At 62.7% G+C, this 21528-nt stretch carries 24 protein-coding genes and 1 tRNA gene; 12 read left to right on the forward strand and 13 right to left on the reverse strand.

Going from position 1 to position 21528, the window contains the following annotated elements; translation table 11 throughout:
- Positions 1-153 (reverse strand): phage integrase N-terminal SAM-like domain-containing protein (locus GPS82_RS04540; protein WP_363717111.1); only part of this gene is annotated, 153 nt, incomplete at its 3' end.
- 157 nt (positions 154-310) lie between these two features.
- Here GPS82_RS04540 and GPS82_RS04545 point away from each other — a divergent pair.
- Positions 311-1033 (forward strand): endonuclease NucS domain-containing protein, encoded by a 723-nt coding sequence (locus GPS82_RS04545; protein ID WP_296491471.1) that lies wholly within the window; start codon positions 311-313, stop codon positions 1031-1033.
- Between the two features lie 153 nt (positions 1034-1186).
- Positions 1187-1660 (forward strand): pyridoxamine 5'-phosphate oxidase family protein, encoded by a 474-nt coding sequence (locus GPS82_RS04550; RefSeq protein WP_296491473.1) that lies wholly within the window; start codon positions 1187-1189, stop codon positions 1658-1660.
- 261 nt (positions 1661-1921) lie between these two features.
- Here the strand turns inward: GPS82_RS04550 and GPS82_RS04555 are convergent.
- The 6 genes from GPS82_RS04555 to GPS82_RS04580 all read right to left on the reverse strand — a co-directional run bounded on the left by GPS82_RS04555 (position 1922) and on the right by GPS82_RS04580 (position 6515).
- Positions 1922-2009: transfer RNA gene (locus tag GPS82_RS04555), tRNA-Ser, on the reverse strand.
- 27 nt (positions 2010-2036) lie between these two features.
- The gene (locus GPS82_RS04560; RefSeq protein WP_296491474.1) at positions 2037-3344 is read right to left on the reverse strand and encodes a tryptophan--tRNA ligase; all 1308 of its coding nucleotides are present in this window, start codon (positions 3342-3344) and stop codon (positions 2037-2039) included.
- A 79-nt stretch (positions 3345-3423) separates the two neighbouring features.
- Complete coding sequence (locus GPS82_RS04565) at positions 3424-4092, reverse strand: site-2 protease family protein (RefSeq protein WP_296491477.1); 669 nt, start codon at positions 4090-4092, stop codon at positions 3424-3426.
- Positions 4093-4118: 26 nt separating this feature from the next.
- Entirely contained in the window at positions 4119-4742 is a 624-nt protein-coding gene (locus tag GPS82_RS04570) for an L-threonylcarbamoyladenylate synthase (RefSeq protein WP_296491480.1), read from the reverse strand.
- A 4-nt stretch (positions 4743-4746) separates the two neighbouring features.
- Positions 4747-5691 (reverse strand): DMT family transporter, encoded by a 945-nt coding sequence (locus GPS82_RS04575; RefSeq protein ID WP_296491483.1) that lies wholly within the window; start codon positions 5689-5691, stop codon positions 4747-4749.
- Positions 5637-6515, reverse strand: coding sequence for a 3',5'-nucleoside bisphosphate phosphatase (locus GPS82_RS04580; protein ID WP_296491485.1), 879 nt, complete (start codon positions 6513-6515; stop codon positions 5637-5639). Before GPS82_RS04580 ends, GPS82_RS04575 begins: the two co-directional genes overlap by 55 nt.
- Before the next feature lie 46 nt (positions 6516-6561).
- On the opposite strand from GPS82_RS04580, the gene GPS82_RS04585 reads away from it, so the two are divergent.
- Positions 6562-7230, forward strand: coding sequence for a DUF599 domain-containing protein (locus GPS82_RS04585; RefSeq protein ID WP_296491487.1), 669 nt, complete (start codon positions 6562-6564; stop codon positions 7228-7230).
- Between the two features lie 5 nt (positions 7231-7235).
- On the opposite strand, the gene recJ is transcribed toward GPS82_RS04585, so the two are convergent.
- Genes recJ through GPS82_RS04600 form a run of 3 tightly spaced genes read right to left on the reverse strand, consistent with a single transcriptional unit; the run spans position 7236 to position 10475 of the window.
- Complete coding sequence (recJ, locus tag GPS82_RS04590) at positions 7236-8966, reverse strand: single-stranded-DNA-specific exonuclease RecJ (RefSeq protein WP_296491489.1); 1731 nt, start codon at positions 8964-8966, stop codon at positions 7236-7238.
- A complete protein-coding gene (locus GPS82_RS04595) occupies positions 8963-9901 on the reverse strand; it encodes a phosphoglycerate mutase (RefSeq protein WP_296491491.1) in 939 nt (312 codons plus the stop codon). The genes recJ and GPS82_RS04595 overlap by 4 nt, the downstream gene beginning before the upstream one ends.
- A 7-nt stretch (positions 9902-9908) precedes the next feature.
- Positions 9909-10475, reverse strand: a complete 567-nt coding sequence (locus GPS82_RS04600) for a Uma2 family endonuclease (protein ID WP_296491494.1) — start codon at positions 10473-10475, stop codon at positions 9909-9911.
- Positions 10476-10568: 93 nt separating this feature from the next.
- Between GPS82_RS04600 and GPS82_RS04605 the strand changes: the two genes are divergently transcribed.
- The 4 genes from GPS82_RS04605 to GPS82_RS04620 all read left to right on the forward strand — a co-directional run bounded on the left by GPS82_RS04605 (position 10569) and on the right by GPS82_RS04620 (position 13834).
- The gene (locus tag GPS82_RS04605) at positions 10569-11825 is read left to right on the forward strand and encodes a lipoprotein-releasing ABC transporter permease subunit (protein WP_296491497.1); all 1257 of its coding nucleotides are present in this window, start codon (positions 10569-10571) and stop codon (positions 11823-11825) included.
- Positions 11818-12507 (forward strand): lipoprotein-releasing ABC transporter ATP-binding protein LolD, encoded by a 690-nt coding sequence (gene lolD / locus GPS82_RS04610; protein ID WP_296491499.1) that lies wholly within the window; start codon positions 11818-11820, stop codon positions 12505-12507. The genes GPS82_RS04605 and lolD overlap by 8 nt, the downstream gene beginning before the upstream one ends.
- Before the next feature lie 65 nt (positions 12508-12572).
- Complete coding sequence (locus GPS82_RS04615) at positions 12573-12962, forward strand: hemerythrin domain-containing protein (RefSeq protein ID WP_296491501.1); 390 nt, start codon at positions 12573-12575, stop codon at positions 12960-12962.
- A gap of 26 nt (positions 12963-12988) precedes the next feature.
- Positions 12989-13834, forward strand: a complete 846-nt coding sequence (locus GPS82_RS04620) for a TatD family hydrolase (protein ID WP_296491503.1) — start codon at positions 12989-12991, stop codon at positions 13832-13834.
- A 38-nt stretch (positions 13835-13872) separates the two neighbouring features.
- On the opposite strand, the gene GPS82_RS04625 is transcribed toward GPS82_RS04620, so the two are convergent.
- Positions 13873-14439, reverse strand: coding sequence for a lipocalin family protein (locus GPS82_RS04625; RefSeq protein ID WP_296491505.1), 567 nt, complete (start codon positions 14437-14439; stop codon positions 13873-13875).
- Between the two features lie 177 nt (positions 14440-14616).
- Here GPS82_RS04625 and GPS82_RS04630 point away from each other — a divergent pair, with 177 nt between their 5' ends.
- The 4 genes from GPS82_RS04630 to GPS82_RS04645 all read left to right on the forward strand — a co-directional run bounded on the left by GPS82_RS04630 (position 14617) and on the right by GPS82_RS04645 (position 18959).
- A complete protein-coding gene (locus GPS82_RS04630) occupies positions 14617-15372 on the forward strand; it encodes a spermidine synthase (protein WP_296491507.1) in 756 nt (251 codons plus the stop codon).
- Positions 15369-17153, forward strand: a complete 1785-nt coding sequence (locus GPS82_RS04635) for a type II/IV secretion system protein (RefSeq protein ID WP_296491546.1) — start codon at positions 15369-15371, stop codon at positions 17151-17153. Before GPS82_RS04630 ends, GPS82_RS04635 begins: the two co-directional genes overlap by 4 nt.
- A 71-nt stretch (positions 17154-17224) precedes the next feature.
- Entirely contained in the window at positions 17225-18136 is a 912-nt protein-coding gene (locus GPS82_RS04640; RefSeq protein ID WP_296491509.1) for a DMT family transporter, read from the forward strand.
- A gap of 28 nt (positions 18137-18164) precedes the next feature.
- On the forward strand, positions 18165-18959 hold the full coding sequence (locus GPS82_RS04645) for an SDR family oxidoreductase (RefSeq protein WP_296491512.1): 795 nt from the start codon (positions 18165-18167) through the stop codon (positions 18957-18959).
- Positions 18960-19005: 46 nt separating this feature from the next.
- On the opposite strand, the gene GPS82_RS04650 is transcribed toward GPS82_RS04645, so the two are convergent.
- Complete coding sequence (locus GPS82_RS04650; RefSeq protein WP_296491515.1) at positions 19006-19689, reverse strand: YceH family protein; 684 nt, start codon at positions 19687-19689, stop codon at positions 19006-19008.
- 13 nt (positions 19690-19702) lie between these two features.
- Between GPS82_RS04650 and purN the strand changes: the two genes are divergently transcribed.
- A complete protein-coding gene (gene purN / locus GPS82_RS04655; protein ID WP_296491517.1) occupies positions 19703-20296 on the forward strand; it encodes a phosphoribosylglycinamide formyltransferase in 594 nt (197 codons plus the stop codon).
- 26 nt (positions 20297-20322) lie between these two features.
- Here the strand turns inward: purN and GPS82_RS04660 are convergent, their stop codons facing one another.
- A complete protein-coding gene (locus tag GPS82_RS04660; protein WP_296491520.1) occupies positions 20323-21528 on the reverse strand; it encodes an ABC transporter permease in 1206 nt (401 codons plus the stop codon).

Raw genomic sequence — 21528 nt, forward strand, 5'->3', positions numbered from 1 at the left:
GAACCGAATGAAGTTTTTGACCCAATACACATAAGCCTCTTCGGTTCTAAGGCTATAGTGCAGGTAGCGAATCTGCTCACGTAACTGATCCAGCAGCCGGGTTGACTTGAAAACCGGCATGCTGGTTTTTCTGGGATTGTTATGACTGTTCATTCATACAGTATATTGGCTGCAAGCCTTATTGCAAGCGGGTTTGCGCGGGTGGCGCCCGGCGATGTTAGGGCGACAACCCGGATGTTAGAGAGACACGGGCGTGTCTCCCTATATTGAGTTAGGCGTCACTAGAAACAACGTAGAAAGCGGAGCAACCGTGGAACAGAAATTCCGAGACTGGCTCATCAAGCGCGGCAACGCCGGCGCCGCGACAAACTACCCCAAGGCCATACACAACATCTCCAAACACTACTCTGCAGAGACTGGTGTTCCAACTGACATCTACTCGATCACCGATCACCACCGTATAAGCGAGATTGCCCACGATTACAGCCAGTCTGGCAAGTTTTCGAAGTTCGGGTATGAGCAGCACGGCCGCTTTCGCGCCGCAATCGGAAGGTACGCCGAATTCTTCAGCGAGCCGCACCAGGATGCCGTCACGCCCTCCGGTCCAGACACCTCTCCGGTTGACAAGACTCCGCCTGAAGCGCTCGAACCAACGAACTTCGCATATGAAAGAGACCTGCAACGGACTCTTTGCGCGCAGGTTGCAGAACTCTTCCCTGAGCATCGTATCTTTGGCGGAACGTCAGTCGGAGTCGAATACCCCATTGGTGGGCGCCGAATCGATGTGCTGCTGGAACACGAGATCACCTCAGCGCTCTTGGTGGTGGAACTGAAGTCCGGCACGGCTGACTTCCGAACCTTCGGACAGGTGTCCATGTACATTGGGCTGCTCCAAGCTCAGTTTCCCGATCGCGCCATTTCCGGGATCATCGTGGCCGGTTCCATTGACGACAGCCTCCAGCAAGCAGCCTCTACTTCAAATCGGGTCAGCTTAAAGGTGTATCGCATGTCACTCGAACTCGATGACGCCTAACCCCTCGCTCAAGCCGAGCACCGACAGCATGGCGCGCCAGCCGTCAAGCGCTGGGCCTTCGGCCCGTTTTGCGCTTGCCGTCCGGCACGCCACGCTGTCGGTGCCGGCTTAGCTCTAACGTTAGGCATCGCAAAACGAACCATCGCTCTCCTCATGCTTTCACCACAAGTCAAAGAATCCGCAACTCGCAGCGTGCTCTGCTGGCTGGCGACGGTCGATGAGTCCGGTCAACCAAACGTGTCGCCGAAGGAGATCTTCGCTGTGTTCGATGGTGAGCACCTTGTCATCGCGAACATTGCGTCTCCAGCAAGCGCCCGCAACATAGAAGGCAACTCTCGCGTGTGCGTCAGCTTCGTTGACGCTTTGGTTCAGAAGGGCTTCAAGGTCACCGGTCTGGCCCGGAATGTGAAGAAGCATGAACCCGACTTCTCCGTCTGGTCCCCGCCACTGGCAAAAATGGCAGGACCAAGATTCCCGATTCACAGCGTGTTTGTCGTTCAGGCCACCGCCATTGAACCGATCGTGGCACCAAACTATCGCCTGCACCCCGACGAAACCAGCGAAGAGTCCCAGATCGCTTCAGCCATGAAAACTTATGGTGTCCAGTCCGCGCGCGGCGATGCCTAACCCCTCGCTCAAGCCGAGCCCCAACAGCGTGCCGCGCCAGCCAGCAAGCGCTGGGCCTGCGGCCCATTTTGCGCTTGCTGGGCTTAGGCCCCCTCGTGTTGCCTCCCTTCGCGAGGCTCGAAAGAGTTAAGACTCAGCCTTACCCGCTGGGTTTTTTTTGCTGGTACGCGATTTGGGTTAACCCGTCGCATCCAAGCGCAAAATTTTAGGCGGGTTGTTTGGGGGGTAGAAGGATTTTTATATCCATCACCATAGGTAAATTGGCGGAGAGAGTGGGATTCGAACCCACGGTACCTTGCGGTACGCCTGATTTCGAGTCAGGTACATTCGGCCACTCTGCCATCTCTCCGCGAAGCCGGGAATTGTACAGTGCCGGTTAAGCTGGTTTGGCTTCCTTGGCAATCTGCAGGGCCTGTAAAGCGGCCGCAATGTCGGAGTCTGTGACACCTGGGCCGTTTTTCAGCACCACCGGGCTGGCTTGCGTGGCGGTGATCCCGTTGGTCTGTAGCGCGACAATGGTTTGGCCCGCCACTTTGGGCGAGGCAAAAGCGCCGCTTTGCAACAGTAGTTTGCCGTCGTCGCTGAGCAATTTGAAGTAAAACTGTCCGTCGCTTTCGCGGTATTGCTTGAAAACCGGCAGCGCCTGCTTGACCGCTTTGGTGGTCGTGCTGGCATGGGTTTGCAGGGGGCGCAGCCCCACGGCATGGCGGAGTTGACTCATGAGCGGTGTGGCAATCGTGCGGGCCTTGGCCGCCCCGGCCAGCAGGATGGCTTCAATTTTGGCCGGGTTGTCGATCAGGTCTTGGTACGCGGCCCGCATCGGCGCGATTTCCTGGTCAATGCGCTCAAACACCAGATGCTTGGCATCGGCCCAGGAAATACCGGCGGCATAGGCTTGGCGCAGGGCTTCGGTCTCGGTGGCGCTGGCAAAGGCCTGGTAAATCTGGAACAGGGTTGAGCCTTCCACGGCCTTGGCTTCGCCCGGCAGGGTCGAGTCGGTCACGATGCTGCCGATGAGTTTTTTGAGCTGCTCGCGCGGCGCAAACAGCGGGATGGTGTTGTCGTAGCTCTTGCTCATTTTGCGGCCGTCGAGGCCGGGCAGGGTGGCCACATGGTCTTCTATGGCGGCCTCGGGCGCCACAAAATGTTCGCCATAGCGGTGGTTGAAGCTGTGCGCCATGTCGCGCGCCATTTCGATGTGCTGCACCTGGTCGCGCCCCACCGGCACCTGATGGGCGTTGAACATCAAAATGTCGGCGCCCATCAGCACCGGGTACATGAACAGGCCCACATTGACATCGGCGTCCGGGTCGTTGCCTGCTGCCGTGTTTTTGTCGACGGCAGCTTTGTAGGCATGCGCGCGGTTGAGCACGCCCTTGCCCAGCACGCAACTCAGAAACCAGGTGAGCTCGGGGATTTCCGGCACGTCCGACTGGCGGTAAAAAACCACCCGGTCGGGGTTGAGGCCGCAGGCCAGCCAACTGGCGGCAATCTCCAGCGTGGAGCGCTGGATACGCGCCGGATCTTCGACCTTGATCAGGGCGTGGTAATCGGCCAGAAAGTAAAAACTCTCGACACCAGGACGCAAACTGTGTCCCACGGAAGGTCGTATTGAGCCCACGTAGTTGCCCAGGTGCGGGGTGCCCGAGGTGGTGATGCCGGTGAGAAAACGTTCGATGCGCATGGGAGAAATTGGAGGAAAGGTCAAAAACAGATGGACAGCCGCGCCGCGCTCGCAGTGACGAAGTCAGGGTTCACGTCGTTCAGCTCACCAGCCAGGCCAGCGGGCTCAGCAGCAAGTTGATGAGTTGGTAGGTCAGGCCCATCAGCGGGCGCAGCCACAGGTTGCTGACCACGCCGGCCAGCACCAGCGCCATCACGATGAAAAAGCCATAGGGCTCCACCCGCGACACCAGCATGGCCTGGCGGTAGGGCAGTAGCCCGACCAGAATGCGGCCACCGTCAAGTGGCGGCAACGGGAACAGGTTGAACACCGCCATCACCACGTTGACCAGCACGCCGCCTTGCGCCATCTCAACGAGAAATGGCTCATTGACGTCGGCACCTCGAAACAGGTAAAGCAAGGCACCCCAGACCAGCGCCTGGAAAAAGTTGGAGCCCGGACCGGCCAGCGCCACCCAGACCATGTCGCGCTTGGGGTTGCGCAAATTGCCAAAGCGCACCGGCACCGGCTTGGCATAACCAAACAGAAACGCGCCCGAGGTGGCAAAGTACAAGATGAGCGGCATCAGGATGGTGCCCACCGGGTCGATGTGCGGCAGCGGGTTGAGCGTGACGCGTCCGAGCTTGTAGGCGGTGTTGTCGCCATAGTGCTTGGCGACATAGCCATGCGCGGCTTCGTGCAGGGTAATGGCCAGCACCACCGGAATGGCGTAAAGGGCGACAGTTTGAATGAGTTGGGCAAAGTCCATGGCGTGGGGTCTCGGGGCAGGCGGGGTCAGAGGCCCAGGGGCGCCAGGGCACCACGGCCTTCGCGGATGATCACCGGGTCGCCACCGGTCAGGTCGACCACGGTGGTGGGCTCGCGCGGGCAGGCGCCAGAATCGATGATGGCGGCAATGCGGCCCCTGTAGTGGGCGGAAATTTCGTCGGCATCGTTCATGGGTTCGGTTTCGCCCGGCGCAATCAGGGTGGTGGCCAGCAGCGGGGTGCTGTAAAGCGCCAGCAGTTCCTGCAGCACCTTGTGGTCGGGCACGCGCAGGCCAATGGTTTTGCGTGACGGATGGCTCAGGCGGCGCGGCACCTCCTTGGTGGCCTCCAGGATAAAGGTGTAGGCACCTGGAGTGGCGGCCTTGATGCGGCGGTATTGCTGGTTGTCAACCTTGGCGTAGGTGGACAGTTCCGACAGGTCGCGGCACAGCAGCGTCAGGTGGTGCTTGTCGTCCACACCGCGAATGCGGCGCAGCTTGTCAGCAGCGGCCTTGTCGTCGAGGTGGCACACCAGCGCATAGCTGGAGTCGGTGGGCACGGCCAGCACTTCACCCTTGTCAAGCAGGGCGGTGGCCTGTTTCAGCAGGCGCTGTTGCGGGTTGTCGGGATGAATCTCAAAAATTTGCGGCATGGCGCTATTGTCGCTGCCCGCCGGCCTCGCGAGAGGTGAGAACGGCATTCCCCACGCCGCTGGCAGCAATCACCGCAATGCCGGCCCAGGCCAGGCCATCGGGCACATGGCGAAACACAATCCAACCCAGCACTGTGGCAAAGGCAATCTGCATGTAGAGATAGGGCGTGAGCACCACCGCGTTGGCGCGGTTGAAGGCGCGGATCAGCATCAGATGGCCAAAGGTGCCCAGGAATCCGACCACCACAAACCAGTACCAATAACTCAGCAGTGCGGCGCTGCTCCAGCTGAAAAGCATGATGGGGGTCATGACCACGGCCCCCACCAGACCGGTGTAAAAGTGCGTGGTGTAGGGATTTTCGTCGCCGCTGAGACGGCTGGTGAGCACCTGGAACCAGGCGTAGGCGGTCACCAGCACCACCGGAAACAGCACGGCCCAGCCAAAGACCTGACCGCCCGGGCGAACCACCAGCAGCACGCCCATCAGCCCCAGACCCATCAGCATCCAGCGTCTTGGTGACACATGGTTTTTCAAGGTCCAGGCGGCCATGGCGGTGGCGACCATGGGCGAGAGCATGGCCATGGCTGTGAATTCGCCGACAGGCAAATACTGCAAGCCGAAAAATGAGCAGGCGCTGGTGATCAGCAGCAGCACCCCGCGCAGCAACTGAAAGCGCGGATTGGATGTGGCAAAGAGCCGGGCTTTCTGCGCCGGAAAGCGCAGCGCAAAGGTCACCACAGCCTGAAAGGCATAGCGAAACCACAGCAGCATGAGCAAGGGCACCAGTTGTGTGGCGTGCTTGGTGGCCGTGTCGAGAGATGCAAACGAGAGCGCCGCCAGAATGATCAGCAAAATGCCGCCGGCTTGGCGGCTTTTCCAGAACGACATGGCATTCAGGCCAGCGTCGATGTGGGTGCGCGCTGAATGCGCCCGGCCAGCAGTTCCCACACCGGTGTCAACTGCTCTGGCAGGTCGGGCAGCGCACCGAGTTCGGTGCGGCTCTCGCTGGGGCTGTGAAAGTCGCTGCCACGCGAGGCCGCCAGGCCAAACTCAAGCGCCGTCGCGGCATAGCTTGCGCTTTCGGCTGCCGAATGGCTGCCGGTGGTCACCTCCACACCCATACCGCCATACCCCTTGAATTCGGTAAACAAAGCCATCTCTTCGTTGGCGCTGAATTTGTAGCGCGCCGGGTGTGCAATCACCGCCAAACCTCCGGCCTGGGTGATCCAGCGCACCGCGTCTTTCAGGCTGGCCCAGCGGTGCTCGACAAAGCCGGGCTTGCCTTCGGTGAGGTATTTGCGAAACACCTCGTAGGTGTCCTTGCAAACGCCGGTTTCCACCAAGAAACGGGCGAAATGGGTGCGCGAGATCAGCTCAGGGTTGCCGGCGTAGGACAGGGCGCCTTCAAATGCGCCCTGGATGCCGACACGGGCCAGGTCGGCGGCCATTTCCCGGGCCCGTTGCGAACGCCCGCCGCGGGTTTGCTGCAAGCCCTCGGCGAGCGCGGCATTGTTGACATCAAAACCCAGGCCGACGATGTGCACGGTCTGATGCAGAAAAGTGACCGAGATCTCAACCCCGCTCAGGTAGTCCAGTCCGCAGGCCGCCGCAGCCGCAGCCGCACGGGCCTGACCGCCGATTTCGTCATGGTCGGTCAAGGCCCACAGTGTCACGCCCCGGGCCTTGGCGCGCTGGGCCAACTCTTCGGGGGTGAGGGTGCCGTCGGAAACAACGGAATGGCAGTGCAGGTCAGCGTTCAGGGGGGTGTTCATTTTCTGATTTTAGGGTGGCTGGCAAAATGGGGTGATGTATGAGTTCATGACCACCCACGCGACTGATCTATTGTGTTTTGCGGCCTCTGCCGCCATGGTGCTGGTGTATCAGCAGTACCTGCGCTGGCGCACCCGGCGTGACCCGGCGTCGAGCGCGCAGGATGTCATGCTGGCCGCACGAGCGGCCTGGGTGGAGAGTGTGATGCGCGAGCGGCGTGACATCCTGGCAGTGCAAACCTTGCGCAACTCCACCATGTCGGCCAGCTTCATGGCCTCCACTGCGGTGTTGCTGATCATTGGTGTGCTCACCCTCAGCGCGCAGGGCGACAAGCTCTCCGGGACCTGGCACGCGCTCAATTTTCTGGGACGCGCGGGTGCGGAGATGTGGCTGTTCAAACTCCTGATGATGTTGTTTGACCTGTTGTTTGCGTTTTTTTCGTTTTCCATGTCGGTGCGGATTTTTCACCACATCGGCTATTTGATCAACGTGCCGCTGGACAAGTCAAATGAGGCGCTGCAGATCAGGCAGGTCGGCGCGCAGTTCAACCGGGCCGGCATTTATTACCGCATTGGCATGCGTTCTTATTACTTCACGGTGCCACTGTTGTTCTGGTTGTTCGGGCCGCTGTGGCTGCTGGGCGCCACCATGGCGATGGTATTTTTTCTGTTTCACCTGGACCGGGCACCCCGGCACGACACCGACCTGATGGGCTAGCCCGGTCAAGCCAGGAGTTCGGCCGCCTCGACCAGAAAGCGCACCCGGCGCTCACCGCGCCAACTGTCCACATCAAGCCGGAACGCCAGCTTGACGCGGCTGGGCAGCGGTTCGGTATGGCCAAACCAGATGCCGTCAACCGGCTCGCCGCGATGCTTGAGCTTGAGCGACAGGTGTTTTTCGGCCACCAGGCGCTGCGACACCACCTCGAGCTCTTCGCTGAAGGTGGGGGCGGCAAAACCCTGGCCCCAGACCTCGTGGTGCAGTGCGTCGACCAAATCCGGGCGGCGGTATTCGGGCTTGAGCGCGCCGTCGGTGTCGAGCCGGCGCGTCAGCGTGGCCGCATCAAGCCACTCCTGCGCGACCTCGGTCAAGCCCTGCTCGAAGCTTCCCAGTTGATCCTCGTTCAAGGTGCAGCCGGCGGCCATGGCGTGTCCGCCAAAGCGCAGCAGCGCGTCGGGACGGCGCTTGGCCACCAGGTCGAGCGCGTCACGCAAGTGAAAGCCGGGAATGGAGCGGCCCGAGCCCTTGAGTTCGTGGCCATGCCCAGTGGCGCCACTGCGGGCAAAGACAAAGCTGGGGCGGTGAAACTTGTCCTTGAGGCGCGACGCCACGATGCCGACCACACCCTCGTGAAAGTCGGCATCAAAAACACAAATGGCCGGCGGCGCCTCGGAGGCGTCTTCAAACAGCGACTCGGCCACCAGCAGCGCCTGTTCACGCATGCCGCCTTCAATGTCGCGCCTTTCGCGGTTGATGGCATCGAGCGCTTTGGCCAGCTCCTGGGCACGCCCGGCGTCGTCGGTGAGCAGGCATTCAATGCCCAGCGTCATGTCGGACAAACGCCCGGCGGCGTTGATGCGCGGCCCCAGCGCAAAACCAAAGTCAAAGGTAGTGGCCGTTTTGGCCTCGCGCGAGGCCGCCACAAACAGGGCCGCCAAGCCGGCAGGCAGGGCCAGGGCGCGCACCCGTTTCAGGCCTTGCGCCACCAGGCGGCGGTTGTTGGTGTCGAGCCTGACCACGTCAGCCACAGTGCCCAGCGCCACCAAAGGCAGCAGGGCGTCAAGTTTGGGCTGGTCTTGCGCACTGAAAGCGCCGCGCTGGCGCAGCTCGGCGCGCAGCGCCAGCAGCACGTAAAACATCACACCGACACCGGCGATGGCCTTGCTCTCAAAAGCGCAGCCGGGCTGGTTTGGGTTGACGATCACGTTGGCGTCGGGCAGCTCGGTCCGGCCGTCGCGCAGGGCCGGCAAATGGTGGTCGGTCACCAGCACTTGCAGGCCCAGCGCGCGAGCCCGGGACACACCCTCGAAGCTGGCAATGCCGTTGTCCACAGTGATCAGCACATCGGCACCGCTGGCCTTGACGCGCTCGGAAATCGGGGGTGTCAGGCCATAGCCGTCCTGCACCCGGTCGGGCACGATGTAGTCCACATGGCCGGCGCCGAGCAGGCGCAGGCCGCGCACCCCGACTGCGCAGGCGGTGGCGCCGTCGCAGTCGTAGTCGGCCACGATGCAGAGCCTTTTGTCGTCGCGGATGGCGTCGGCCAGCAGCCGTGCCGCATCCGCCGTGCCCAGCATGCTGGCGGGTGGCAGCAGCTTGGCCAGCGCGTCGTCGAGTTCCTGAGGGCCTTGCACACCGCGGGCGGCGTAAAGTTGTGCCAGCAAGGGATGAATGCCGGCTTGCTCCAGCGCCCAGATGGTTCTGGGCGGGGCATCTCTGACCATGATTTTCATAATTTTTCGAGCAAACTTTGAACAGGCGGCGCGCCAAAAAGCGGCCTTATTTTTTGCATCAGGGTTCTCGGCCGGGTGTGCCAACTCTGCGCATGACGTTCGCCGCACAGGGTGAGTTGAACCGCTTGGCCCTGATTGTGAGCCTCCAGCAAGGCCTTGATTTCCATCGCGTCCAGTGCCTGCCAGGCGCTGGCCCAGGCGGCCCAGTCTTCCCTCAGCGCGGCGTCGCGCAGCGTTTGGACCACGGTGACGGGCACCGGGGCGTGAATCGAGTCCGCCAGGACTCCTGTGCCGCTGATCCAGATGGCGTTGATGCTTAGCGCTCCAAGCGCCTCGCGGGCATCATTGAGCGCGTGGGTGTAGAGCAGCATCTGCATTTCGCTCATCAGCCGGATCAGGCTGGCAGCCTGCGCCGCTGGCAGCATCCAGGGCGCCAGATTGCGGCCCAGCACCCGGTCTGGCGAGGCGCTGCGCAAACCTTCAAATACCTCGCCGTGTGCCAACCAACGGCCGGGTTGGTCCGGGTGCAGCGTGATGCCGTCCTGTGCAAAAAAGGGCTGCATGGCGTTCAAAAAAGCGTCGGATTCAGCGGCGCCCAGGTCTTGCATCGGGATCTGGCGCAGCGTCACTTCATGCATGCTGGCTTGCCAATGACACAAGGTCACAAACGCCCAGCCGCCTTTCTGTGCGCTCAGCTCGGGGTATTTCCGCGCCTGCAGCGCTGCCCATGGAATCTGCCCGTCTGCCGCGCTCAGCCCCGAGGCGGCCGCCAGTGCGCGCTCGTGCGGCGGTGACCAACTCAGTTCGTCGCCCGCATCCGGTGCTTGCGCGCCCAGGCGGGGCAAGAGTTTTTGCAGGTTCGGCAGACTCAAAGTCGCCAGCTCAGCCTGGCAGCCCTCGGCATGGCTGGCCGCGTAAGGAATCAGCAGGTGCATGCGTAACTCAGAGCACCAGCACGTCGGCAAACAACTGCTCGGCGCCGAGCGTCAACGCCACACTGGCCAGCGACACCGACTCGCCTTTGGCAAAGGGGTGCAGCACCCACAGGCCGTCGGCACCTTTGCGATAGCAGTCGGTGCTGCGGCTGTCCAGGTCGATCAACGCGTATTCTTGCAGGCTCTCCAAGCTGCGGTAATAGCCAAATTTGAGTCCGCGGTCATACGCGGCGGTGCTGGCAGAGAGCACCTCCACAATCAGCTTGGGTTCGGTTTTGGCCAGCGGGCTGGCGGCGTCCTGCGCACTGCAGGTGACCAGCACGTCGGGGTAAAAATAGCTGTTGGCCCCTGCCACATGCAGCCGCATGTCGCTCATGTAGGTGCGGCACGGGCTGCCGCTGAGGTGCTGGCGCAGGGCGAATGCGATATTCATCGTGACCGTCACATGCCGGTCTTCGGCACCAGCCATGGCAAAGACTTCGCCATTGAGGTACTCATGGCGGTCAAGTTGCGTGCTTTCCCAGGTCAGGTAGTCGTCGGCGCCAAAGGCGCCGCTGTGTGCGGGAAGTCCCATGGTGTTGTCCTCTCAAACGGTGCAAGGCCTGATTATGCGGGAGTCTGGCCGCCAGCTTCGGATCGGCCTGGGCTGCAATGCCACAATGCGGGTATGCAACTCCCCTATGAATTGATCCTTGGCTGGCGCTACACGCGGGCCGGCCGGGCCACCCGGCGCAACGGCTTTATCTCGTTCATCTCGGGCGTGTCGATGCTGGGCATCGCGCTTGGTGTGGCGGCCCTGATCATCGTGCTGAGTGTGATGAACGGTTTTCAGAAAGAGGTGCGCGACCGCATGCTGGGGGTGGTCTCGCACATCGAGATTTTTGCGCCCAACGGCGAGGCCCTGCCCGACGCGGCGCGCACGCTGACCCAGGTCCGGTCCAACCCGGCCGTGATTGGCGCGGCCCCTTTCATTGCCACCCAGGCATTGTTGGCCAGGGGTGAAGACATGAAAGGCACGCTGGTGAGGGGCATCGACCCGGCCCGAGAGGGTGAGGTGACCGACCTGGCGCTCGAGCTCAAGAACACCGGTTTGAACCTTCTGATTCCCGGCGAGTTTGGCGTGGTGCTGGGTGCCGAACTGGCGCGCGGCCTGGGTGTGATTGTGGGCGACAAGGTGACGCTGGTGGCGCCCAGCGGCCAGGTCACGCCGGCGGGTGTGGTGCCGCGCCTGAAGCAGACGACGGTGGTGGGTATTTTTGATTCGGGCCATTTCGAATATGACTCGGGGCTGGTGCTGATGCACATTGAAGACGCGGCGCGCATCTTCCGGCTGGAGGGCCCCAGCGGCGTGCGCGTCAAGCTGCGCGACCTGCACCAGGCCCGGGAAGTGGCCGCCGAATTGGCCACCACGCTGACCGACCGGCTGGTGATCCGTGACTGGACGCGCCAGAACCGCACCTGGTTTGCCGCAGTCCAGCTCGAAAAACGCATGATGTTCATCATCCTGACGCTGATCGTTGCGGTGGCGGCCTTCAATCTGGTCAGCACGCTGGTCATGACAGTGACCGACAAGCGCGCTGACATCGCCATTTTGCGCACGCTGGGCGCCAGCCCGTCCAGCATCATGGGCATCTTTGTGGTGCAGGGCGCCATGGTGGGCGTGATCGGCACGCTGGCCGGCTTGGCATTGGGCCTGGGTGTGGCGTTCAACATTGACGTGATCGTGCCGGCGTTGGAGCAGCTCTTTCGTGCCAGCTTTTTGCCGAAAGACATTTATCTGATCAGCCGCATGCCGAGCGACCCGCAACAGGCAGACATCATGCCGATTGCCTTGATCTCTCTGGTGCTGGCCTTTGTGGCCACGCTCTACCCGAGCTGGCGCGCCAGCCGCGTCAATCCGGCGGAGGCGCTGCGCTATGAGTGAAATTGTCCTGAGCGCGCGCGGGTTGACCAAACGCTTTACCGAAGGGCGGCTGGACGTAACGGTGCTGCAGGGCGTTGACCTGGATGTGCGCGCCGGCGAGACGCTGGCCATTGTGGGTGCCTCCGGCTCCGGCAAAAGCACCCTGTTGCATTTGCTGGGTGGACTTGACGCGCCCAGCAGCGGCTCGGTGCTGCTGCACGGCCAGGATCTGGCGCAGGTGGGCGAAGCCGAGCAGGGCCGTCTGCGCAACCGCCACCTGGGTTTTGTTTACCAGTTTCACCATTTGCTGCCCGAGTTCAGCGCGCTTGACAATGTGGCCATGCCGCTGTGGATCAGGCGCATGGCGCACTTTGAGGCGGCACAGATCGCCAGCAAGATGCTGACCAGTGTGGGCCTGATTGAGCGCTTGCAGCATCGCCCGGCCGAACTCTCGGGTGGCGAGCGCCAGCGCGTGGCCATCGCCCGCGCGCTGGTCACCCAGCCGGCCTGCGTGCTGGCCGATGAGCCGACCGGCAACCTGGACCGCAGCACGGCGCACGGCGTTTTCGATCTGATGCTGCTACTGGCGCGCACTCAGGGCACGGCCTTTATTGTGGTGACGCATGACGAGGCGCTGGCTGCCCGCTGCTCCCGACAGCTCAGGCTGGTGCTGGGCAAATTGACAGAAGCAGGTTCGGCTTAGGTAATTGCTCAGATTTTTACCGATAATTTGGTTGGACTAAAACAGGTTTTTTTTGAGGTGTAAAGATGAGTGTTGAATGGCAAGAAAGTTACAAAATTGGCGATGCCGCGGTGGATGCCATGCAGGAGGAGTTGTTCGCTCTGACGAATGCGTTTCTCGCGTCCGATGACCTGACGGTGCTGCGCTCCGCGATTGTGTCGCTGTGCAAGCAGGCCCGGGTTCAGTTTGAGCTCGAAGAGGCCTTGATGCGCCGCGTCAACTTTCCCGGGCTGGAGGCGCACAGGGCGCAACACCAGATGCTGCTGGACCGGCTCATTGGCCGCAGCATGGATGTGGGCAAGGGTTACATGAACAAGCCGGCCATTGCCGCCCTGATGCAGGACTGGGCCGTGCGCCATGTGCCTGAAGAGGATGCCAGCCTGGGTCGTTTCCTGGCAGCCAGCCAGTCAGCCTGACAAATCCTGGTCTTGGGTGAATCGGTGTGACATTCATCGACACCCACTGCCATCTGGATGCCGCCGAGTTCGGCGCCTCAGGCCCCTCGCTGCGTGCGCAGGCAGCGCGCAACCAAGTGGTCCAGTGTGTGTTGCCAGCGGTCGAGGTGGCCAACTTTGAGGCGGTGCGCACCCTGGCGCATGCCGGCGGCGACAGCTACGCGCTGGGCATTCACCCGCTGTACGTGAAAGCGGCACAGGACGCCGACCTGGACCGGCTCGACGCCGCGCTGCAGTTCCACCGGCACGATCCCCGACTGGTTGCGGTGGGTGAAATCGGGCTCGACCTGTTTGTGCCAGAGCTGTGCGTCAGCCCCTTGCGCGAGCGCCAGCAACACTTTTACCTGTCGCAACTCAAGCTGGCGCGCAAATACGGCTTGCCGGTGTTGTTGCATGTGCGCCGCTCGGTTGACCAGGTGCTCAAGGGGCTGCGCAGCGTGGCGCGCTCCGACTGGCATGGCATTGCGCACGCCTTCAACGGCAGCGCCAGCCAGGCTCAAAGTTTCATTGATCTTGGGTTCAGACTGGGTTTTGGCGGGGCGGTGACCTACGAGCGGGCCCTGCGACTGCGCCACCTGGCTGTCGGCCTGCCGCTGGATGCGATCGTGCTGGAAACCGATGCCCCCGACATGCCGCCGCATTGGCTTTACAAAACGGCCGAACAGCGCGCCGCAGGCGAACCGCAAAGTGTCAATTCACCCGCCGAACTGCCGCGCATTGCTGCGGTGCTGGCCGAACTGCGCGGCATAAGTGCGGAGGAACTGGCCTCGGCCACCACGCGCAATGCGCTCGCGGCGCTGCCAAAACTGGGGGCGCTGCTGCAGGCGCAATGACAGGCCGGGTCATGGCTCACCTCGGGCGGCAGTGGTGGTTAACGGTCGATGTGGGGTGAGTTCTCAAGCTTGCTGATGTCAAAGCCTTTTTGCGTCAGGCGTTCCAGCAGGGACAGGTAGGTTGTGCTGTCCACTTTTGGGGTGCGGGACAAAATCCAGAGGTACTCGCGTTTGGGCTCGGCCACGGCGGCCAATTGGTAGGCCGGGTCCAGGTCGATGACCCAGTAGTCGCCCCACACCATGGGGATGAGCGACAGCCAGGCCGGGGCAAAGCGGACTTTGAGCTTGGGTGAGCTGGCCTCGCCCTGCTGCCTTGCGGCGCCAACAGCTTCGCTGGTCTGGCCATCTGCAAGCAGGCAGCGGTTTACCACCTGCAACCGGCCATCGCCGAGCAGGCTGTAGCTGGCCTGGGTGTTGGCAACACACTTTTTCTGGAAGCTGTTGGGATATTTGGCAATCTCAAACCAGGTTCCCATGTAGCGCGGCACGTCCAGCGTGGCAATGGGGGTGAGTGGCTGGCTTGGCGCGGGCGCTGTTTGCGCCGCAGCATGCAGGCCCGCAAGGCCGGCAAGGCAGGCAACGGCAATGGCAAGTGTGATTTTCATTGTTGGCTGTTGAGGTTATGGTCAAGGATGCGGCAATGGGCGGAGCACTTTTTGCAAAAATGTCCGGGTGCGGGGATGCCCGGGGGCCGCATCCACCAAGACCGGGTGATGCGCGGTGGAGTTTACCTCTGTGCCGGTTTCAGGCCGCGGGGATCGATTGGAGATAATCAAGCCACCTTGAAAAAAAACACCCACTCTCTTCCCGAGGTCAATTATTCAGACGATGGCAAGATCCGCCACCTGCACCTGGGCACCGAATGGATCCAGGGCTCGATGTACCTGACCGAGCCCAACGCGCTGGTGCATGAGTACATTCAGCGCATGATGGCCTGGCTGTTGTTTGTGCCGCCCGATTCGGTGAAAGACCGCCAGGCCTTGCAATTGGGGCTGGGCGCCGGCGCGCTGACCAAGTTCTGTCACAAGGAGTTGCGCATGAAAACCAGCGTCATCGAGCTCAATCCGCAGGTGCTGGCGGCTTGCAAGGGCTGGTTCAAATTTCCCGCGGAAAACCCGCGCCTGCAGGTGGTGCTGAATGATGCGGCGCAAGAAATCCTGAACCCCAAATGGTGGGGCACCGTGGATGCTTTGCAGGTGGATTTGTACGACCACGAGGCCGCCGCCCCGGTGCTCGACAGCCTGCCGTTCTACAACCACTGCCGCCGCCTGCTGACGCCCGAGGGCAGCATGACGGTGAACCTGTTTGGCCGGGCGTCGAGCTTCGCGCGCAGTGTCGAAAAAATGTCGGCGGCCTTTGGCAAGGACGCCATCTGGGCCTTCAAACCCACGCGCGAGGGCAACACCGTGGTGCTGGCGCAGCACACGCCGAGCCGCCCCAAGCGCGATGTGCTGATGACGCGCGCCGACCGGATCGAGTTTGAATGGGGCCTGCCGGCCAGCAAATGGGTACGGGTCTTCAAACCCATGCTGTCATGACGCTGGGCACGCCCATGACGACGCCTGGCCGCAAAACCGAAGGCCCGCTGGACTGGCGCAGCCTGGTGTTGTGGCTGCAGGCCGATGGCCTCATCACGACGCAGGAAGCCCAGCGCATCCAGTCGCGCTGCGCCCAGGCCGAGAGCGTGCAGCACCCGCTGCTGCGGCTGACCAGCGTCGGCGTGCACCGCGCCAGCGACGACAAGGCCATGGGCATGGAGGCGCTGGTGCAATGGCTGGCGCCGCGTGCCGGACTGGCCTACTTGCGCATCGATCCGCTCAAGGTCGATGTGGCCAAGGTGGCTGACACCATGAGCCCGGCCTATGCCGAGCGCCACAGGATTTTGCCAGTGCAGGTCACGGCCCAGGAGGTGGTGGTGGCCACCGCCGAGCCTTTTTTGACCGACTGGGTGGCCGAGGTGGAGCGCCAGGCGCGGCGCAGCGTGCGCCGGGTGCTGGCCAATCCGCAGGACATTTCCCGCTACACCGCCGAGTTTTTTGCGCTGGCCAAGTCGGTGCGTGCCGCCAGCAAGGCCGGCAGCAACGTCGGTTCCAGTTTTGAGCAACTGGTGGAGTTGGGCAAGAGCAACAAGCAACTCGACGCCAACGACCAGAGCGTGGTGCGGGTGGTTGACTGGTTGTGGCAATATGCGTTTGACCAGCGCGCCAGCGACATCCACCTGGAGCCGCGCCGTGAGCAGGGCGTGATCCGGTTTCGCATTGACGGCGTGCTGCATCCGGTGTACCAGATGCCGATGGGCGTGCTGGGCGCCATGACGGCGCGCATCAAGCTGCTCGGGCGCATGGACGTGGTTGAAAAGCGCCGGCCGCAGGACGGCCGCATCAAGACGCGCAATCCCGGCGGCGACGAGATTGAAATGCGCATCTCGACCCTGCCCACGGCTTTTGGCGAGAAGATGGTGATGCGCATTTTTGACCCCGACACCACCGTGAAAGACCTTGATGCGCTGGGTTTTTCAAGCCACGACGCGCAGCGCTGGGAGGCGCTGGTGAAGCGCCCGAACGGCATCATCCTGGTGACCGGCCCCACGGGTTCGGGTAAAACCACCACGCTCTATTCCACCCTGAAGCGCGTTGCCACCGAGGAAGTGAATGTGAGCACGGTGGAGGACCCGATCGAGATGATCGAGCCGTCGTTCAACCAGACCCAGGTGCAACCGCTGCTCGACTTTGGCTTTCCCGAAGGACTGCGCGCCCTGATGCGCCAGGACCCCGACATCATCATGGTCGGTGAAATTCGCGACCAGGCAACCGCTGAGATGGCGGTGCAGGCGGCGCTCACCGGACACCTGGTATTTTCAACCCTGCACACCAATGACGCACCCAGCGCGGTGACGCGGCTGATGGAACTGGGTGTTCCCGCCTATCTGGTCAATGCCACGCTGCTGGGCGTGCTGGCGCAGCGCCTGGTGCGCACGCTGTGCACACACTGCAAGGTGCCCGACCCGGCGGCCACCCTTGATGCGCTGACCGAGGTGGTGAAGCCCTGGCAACTCAGCGGGGCTTACCAGCCGTTCAAGGCGGTGGGTTGTGTCGACTGCCGCATGACCGGATTCATGGGCCGCATGGGCCTGTACGAATTGCTGGTGGTGAGTGAAGCCTTCAAGGAAAAGATCACCCGCGAGCCCAACGCCGATGCGCTCAAGCGCCAGGCCGTTGCCGACGGCATGCGCCCGCTCAGGCTGGCTGGTGCCCTGCGCGTGGCCGAGGGCCTGACGGTGCTGGAAGAGGTGCTGGCATCAACCCCGGCGCTCACTTGAGTGGCGGTGCCTTCATGCTGGCCGGGTTTCAAGCGCACCTGTGAGGTGACTTTTGTGGAAGTTCCGCCCTGATGCATCAAGTTCATTTGCCGTCCAAGGAACTGGCCACCGGCCTGGTGCTGGCCACGCTGGGCGCGATTGCCTTCAGCGGCAAGGCCATCATTGTCAAGCTGGCCTACCGCCACGGTGTCGATGCGGTCACCCTCATCATGTACCGCATGCTGTTTGCGCTGCCCATTTTTGCCGTCATGGCCTGGTGGGCCAGTCGCGATAAGCCGCCGCTCACCCGGCGCGACTGGTGGGGCGTGCTGGGGTTGGGGTTTACCGGCTACTACCTGGCCAGTTTTCTGGATTTTGCCGGCCTCGCGTACATCAGTGCCTCGCTGGAGCGGCTCATCCTGTACCTCAATCCGACGCTGGTGTTGCTGCTGGGGCTGGTGCTGTACAAACGCCACATCAGCCGCCGCCAGGCGCTGGGCATGGCCATCAGCTATTGCGGTGTGATCCTGGTGTTTGGCCATGAGATCAATTTTGCCGGCACGGATGCCGCCCTGGGAGCGCTGCTGGTGTTTGGCAGCGCTGTGAGTTACGCCATCTACCTCAGTTTTAGCGGCGAACTGGTGCAGCGGCTGGGTTCGCTGCGGCTGGTTGGCCTGGCCACCACGGTGGCCTGCGTGCTGTGCATCGGCCAGTTTGTGCTGCTGCGGCCGATGACTGCCGCTCTGGTGGCGCCCGAGGTGATCTGGCTGTCAGTGCTGAACGCCACCCTGTGCACGGCCGCGCCGGTATTGATGGTGATGATGGCCATTGAGCGCATTGGCGCCGGCCTGGCGGCGCAAACCGGCATGGTCGGCCCCATGTCGACCATTTTGATGGGCGTGCTGCTGCTGGGCGAGCCTTTCACCGCGTGGGTGGCAGCCGGCACAGCGCTGGTGGTGGCCGGCATTTTTGTCTTTTCCAGCCGCGCGCGACGGTCGGCGTAGTTGGCATTATTTTCACAAGGAGACGGTGATGGAGTTGGGAATTTCGGGCAAATGGGCGTTGGTCTGCGGGGCCAGCAAAGGGCTGGGGCTGGGCTGCGCCAAAGCGCTGGTGCAGGAGGGCGTCAATGTGCTGATGGTGGCGCGCGGGGCCGAGGCCTTGCAAGCCGCTGCGGCGCAGTTGACTGACAGCTTCGCCAGCCAAAACGGGGCCATCGTGCAATGGGTTGCAACCGACATCACCACCGAGGCCGGCCGCGCCGCAGTGCTGGCGCAGCGCGCCGACTATGACATCGTGGTGACCAACGCCGGTGGCCCGCCCACCGGCGACTTTCGCAACTTCGAGCGCGACGACTGGATTCGCGCGCTGGATGCCAACATGCTCACGCCCATCGCGCTGATCAAGGCCACGGTGGACGGCATGGCCGCGCGCGGGTTCGGGCGCATCGTCAACATCACCTCCGGCGCGGTCAAGGCACCGATCGATGTGCTGGGCCTGTCGAATGGTGCGCGAAGTGGCTTGACGGGTTTTGTGGCCGGCCTGGCGCGCAGCGGTTTGGCCGCCCGGGGCGTGACCATCAACAACCTGCTGCCCGGTGCCTTTGACACCGAGCGCCTGCAGTCCATCTTTCAGGGTGCCGCCACCAAGACGGCGCAGCCGCTTGAGGCGGTGGCAGCCGCCCGGCGCAACACCATTCCGGCCAAACGCTTTGGCTCGCCCGACGAGTTTGGCGCCATCTGCGCCTTTTTGTGCAGCCAGCAGGCCGGCTACATGACCGGGCAAAATGTGCTGGCCGATGGTGGTGCTTATCCGGGGACTTTTTAGCCTCTGAGGCAAGATTGCCCAAAGCCCCTCTGGGTTGCCTTGCTGCTCAGGCTGGTCCGGGCGGTGCCATTCCCAACTCGGTGCAAAGCTGGTGCACGATGGTCTTGAGCTGGGCCACTTCCGCTTCAAGCTGCTCGATGCGCGCCAGGTTGCCGGACGAGCCGTCGGCACCACGGCCGCCGGCGGCGTGGGCGAATTGCGTCTCATCCACCGGGCCGCACAGCAAATGGGCCCAGCGTTGCTCGCGGGCACCGGGCGCGCGCGCCAGTTTGATCACCAGCGGGCCGCCTTTTTCTGCCGAGCGGTCCTGCAATTCTTCCAGAAAACCCTCCACCGAGGAAATGTCGGCAAACCTGTACCAGCGCTCGGTGTTCAGGCGCAACTCAGCCGCAGTTTGCGGTCCGCGCAGCATCAGCAGGCCCAGCAACACTGCCGACTGCTCGGGCACCTGCAGGCCGCGCTGAAAGTTGTGCTCGTAGCGTGTGACGCGCCCGGAAGTGTTGGCGCGCACCAGATTCTGGGCGAGCAGGCTGTCAAGCGCGCTGGCCACATGGGACTCGCCGAGGTCCATCACCGGATCGCGGCTGCTTTTTTGGTTGCAGCCCAGCATCAGGGAATTGAGCGAGAGCGGGTAGCTGTCGGGCACGGTGCGTGCCTTTTCCATCAGGGTGCCAAGCACACGGGCCTCAACGGGCGAGAGGGTCAGGGAAGTAGCAGGGGTCAAAGTCATAATTCAGCCAAGTATGAAAAACATCGTCATTTTGATCTCGGGCACCGGCTCCAACATGGCCGCCATCGTAAAAACCGCACAGCGCGAGAAATGGGCTGTCAATTGCGGTGCCCGCGTGGCCGCCGTCATCAGCAACAAGGCCGAGGCCAGGGGGCTGAAATTTGCCAGCGACCACGGCATTGTCACCGAGGTGCTTGACCACAAGGCCTATCCGAGCCGTGAGGCGTTTGACGCGGCGCTGGCGCAGGTGATTGACCGTTATGACAGCCCGAGCCAGCCGGTGCTGGTGGTGCTGGCAGGCTTTATGCGCATCCTGACGCCGGGGTTTGTCAGCCGCTACGCCGGCCGTTTGGTGAATATTCACCCCTCGCTGCTTCCCGCCTTTGCCGGTTTGCACACTCACCAGCGTGCCATGGATGCCGGTTGCCAGGTCACCGGGGCCACCGTGCACCTGGTGACCGCAGAACTGGACCACGGCCCGATCCTGGCGCAGGCGGTGGTGCCGGTGTTGCCGGGTGACACCGCTGACACCCTGGGCGCGCGGGTGCTTGCGCAGGAGCACTTGATCTATCCGCAGGCGATTGCCAAATTACTGCAAAGAATGTAATTCCTCTTTCAGTTTGAAAGCGGTCGCTATTCGTGCCGCAGCGCCTCGATCGGGTCCAGCCTGGCGGCCCGGCGCGCCGGGAAGTAGCCAAACAGCACGCCAATGCCGGCAGAAAATACAAAGGCCAGTGCGTTGATGCCGGGGTTGAACACAAACGGCACTTCCATGAACCCGGACAAACCAATTGAGGCACCCGTGGCCAGCACAATGCCGATCACGCCACCCAGCGCCGAGAGCACCACGGCCTCGATCAAAAATTGCATGAGCACCTCGCGCTCCAGCGCGCCAATGGCCAGGCGCAGGCCGATCTCGCGGGTGCGCTCGGTCACGCTCACCAGCATGATGTTCATGATACCGATGCCGCCCACCAGCAAGCTCACGGCCGCCACCGCGCCCAGCAGCATGGTCATGACCCGGGTGGTGCTGGAAAAGGCTTCGCCGAGTTGTTTGGTGTCAAGCACGTTGAAGTTGTCCTCGTCACCCTCTGCCAGCTTGCGCCGCTCGCGCAGCAACTCGGTGATGGCCGCCTTGACGCGCTCGGGGTCGGCGCCTTCCTGCATTGACACCATCAGGGTGTTGACGCGGGTGTTGCCGGTGATGCGCCGCTGCAGCGTGTTGAGCGGCATAAAGACCAGGTCGTCCTGGTCGTTGCCAAAGGCGCCCTGGCCTTTGGAGCCAAGCACGCCAATCACTTCGCAGCTGATTTGCTTGACCCGAATTGACGCACCGACGGCGATCTGGCTGCCGAACAGCTCGCGGCGCACGGTTTCGCCAATCAGGCACACGGCCGATCCGGCCACTTGTTCTTCAAGGGTGAAGAGGCGGCCATCGGCCAGTTTCCAGTTGCCGGTGACCATCCAGTCCTGGGTGCTGCCGATGACGCTGCTGCTCCAGTTGCGGCCATCGAGCACCAGCGTGACCCCGCTGCGCGCCTCGGGTGCCACGGCCAGCAGGCTGCTCACCTGCGTGCCCAGCGCCAGCGCATCGGTGGCCCTGAACGCCGGCGCGCCACCGCCGCCCCCGCCCATCATGCGCTGGCCCGGGCGCACTTGCAGCAAGTTGGTGCCCAGGCCGGAGATCTGGTTTTGAATGGCCAAAGTGGCGCCGTTGCCCACGGTGACCATGGTGATGACGGCGCTCACGCCGATCACGATGCCCAGAATGGTCAGAAACGAACGCAGCAAATTGCGCCGGATCGAGCGCATGGCCAATAGCAGGGTGCTGAGCCACAT

This window comes from Rhodoferax sp., from assembly GCF_011391645.1.
Classification (GTDB): domain Bacteria; phylum Pseudomonadota; class Gammaproteobacteria; order Burkholderiales; family Burkholderiaceae_C; genus Rhodoferax.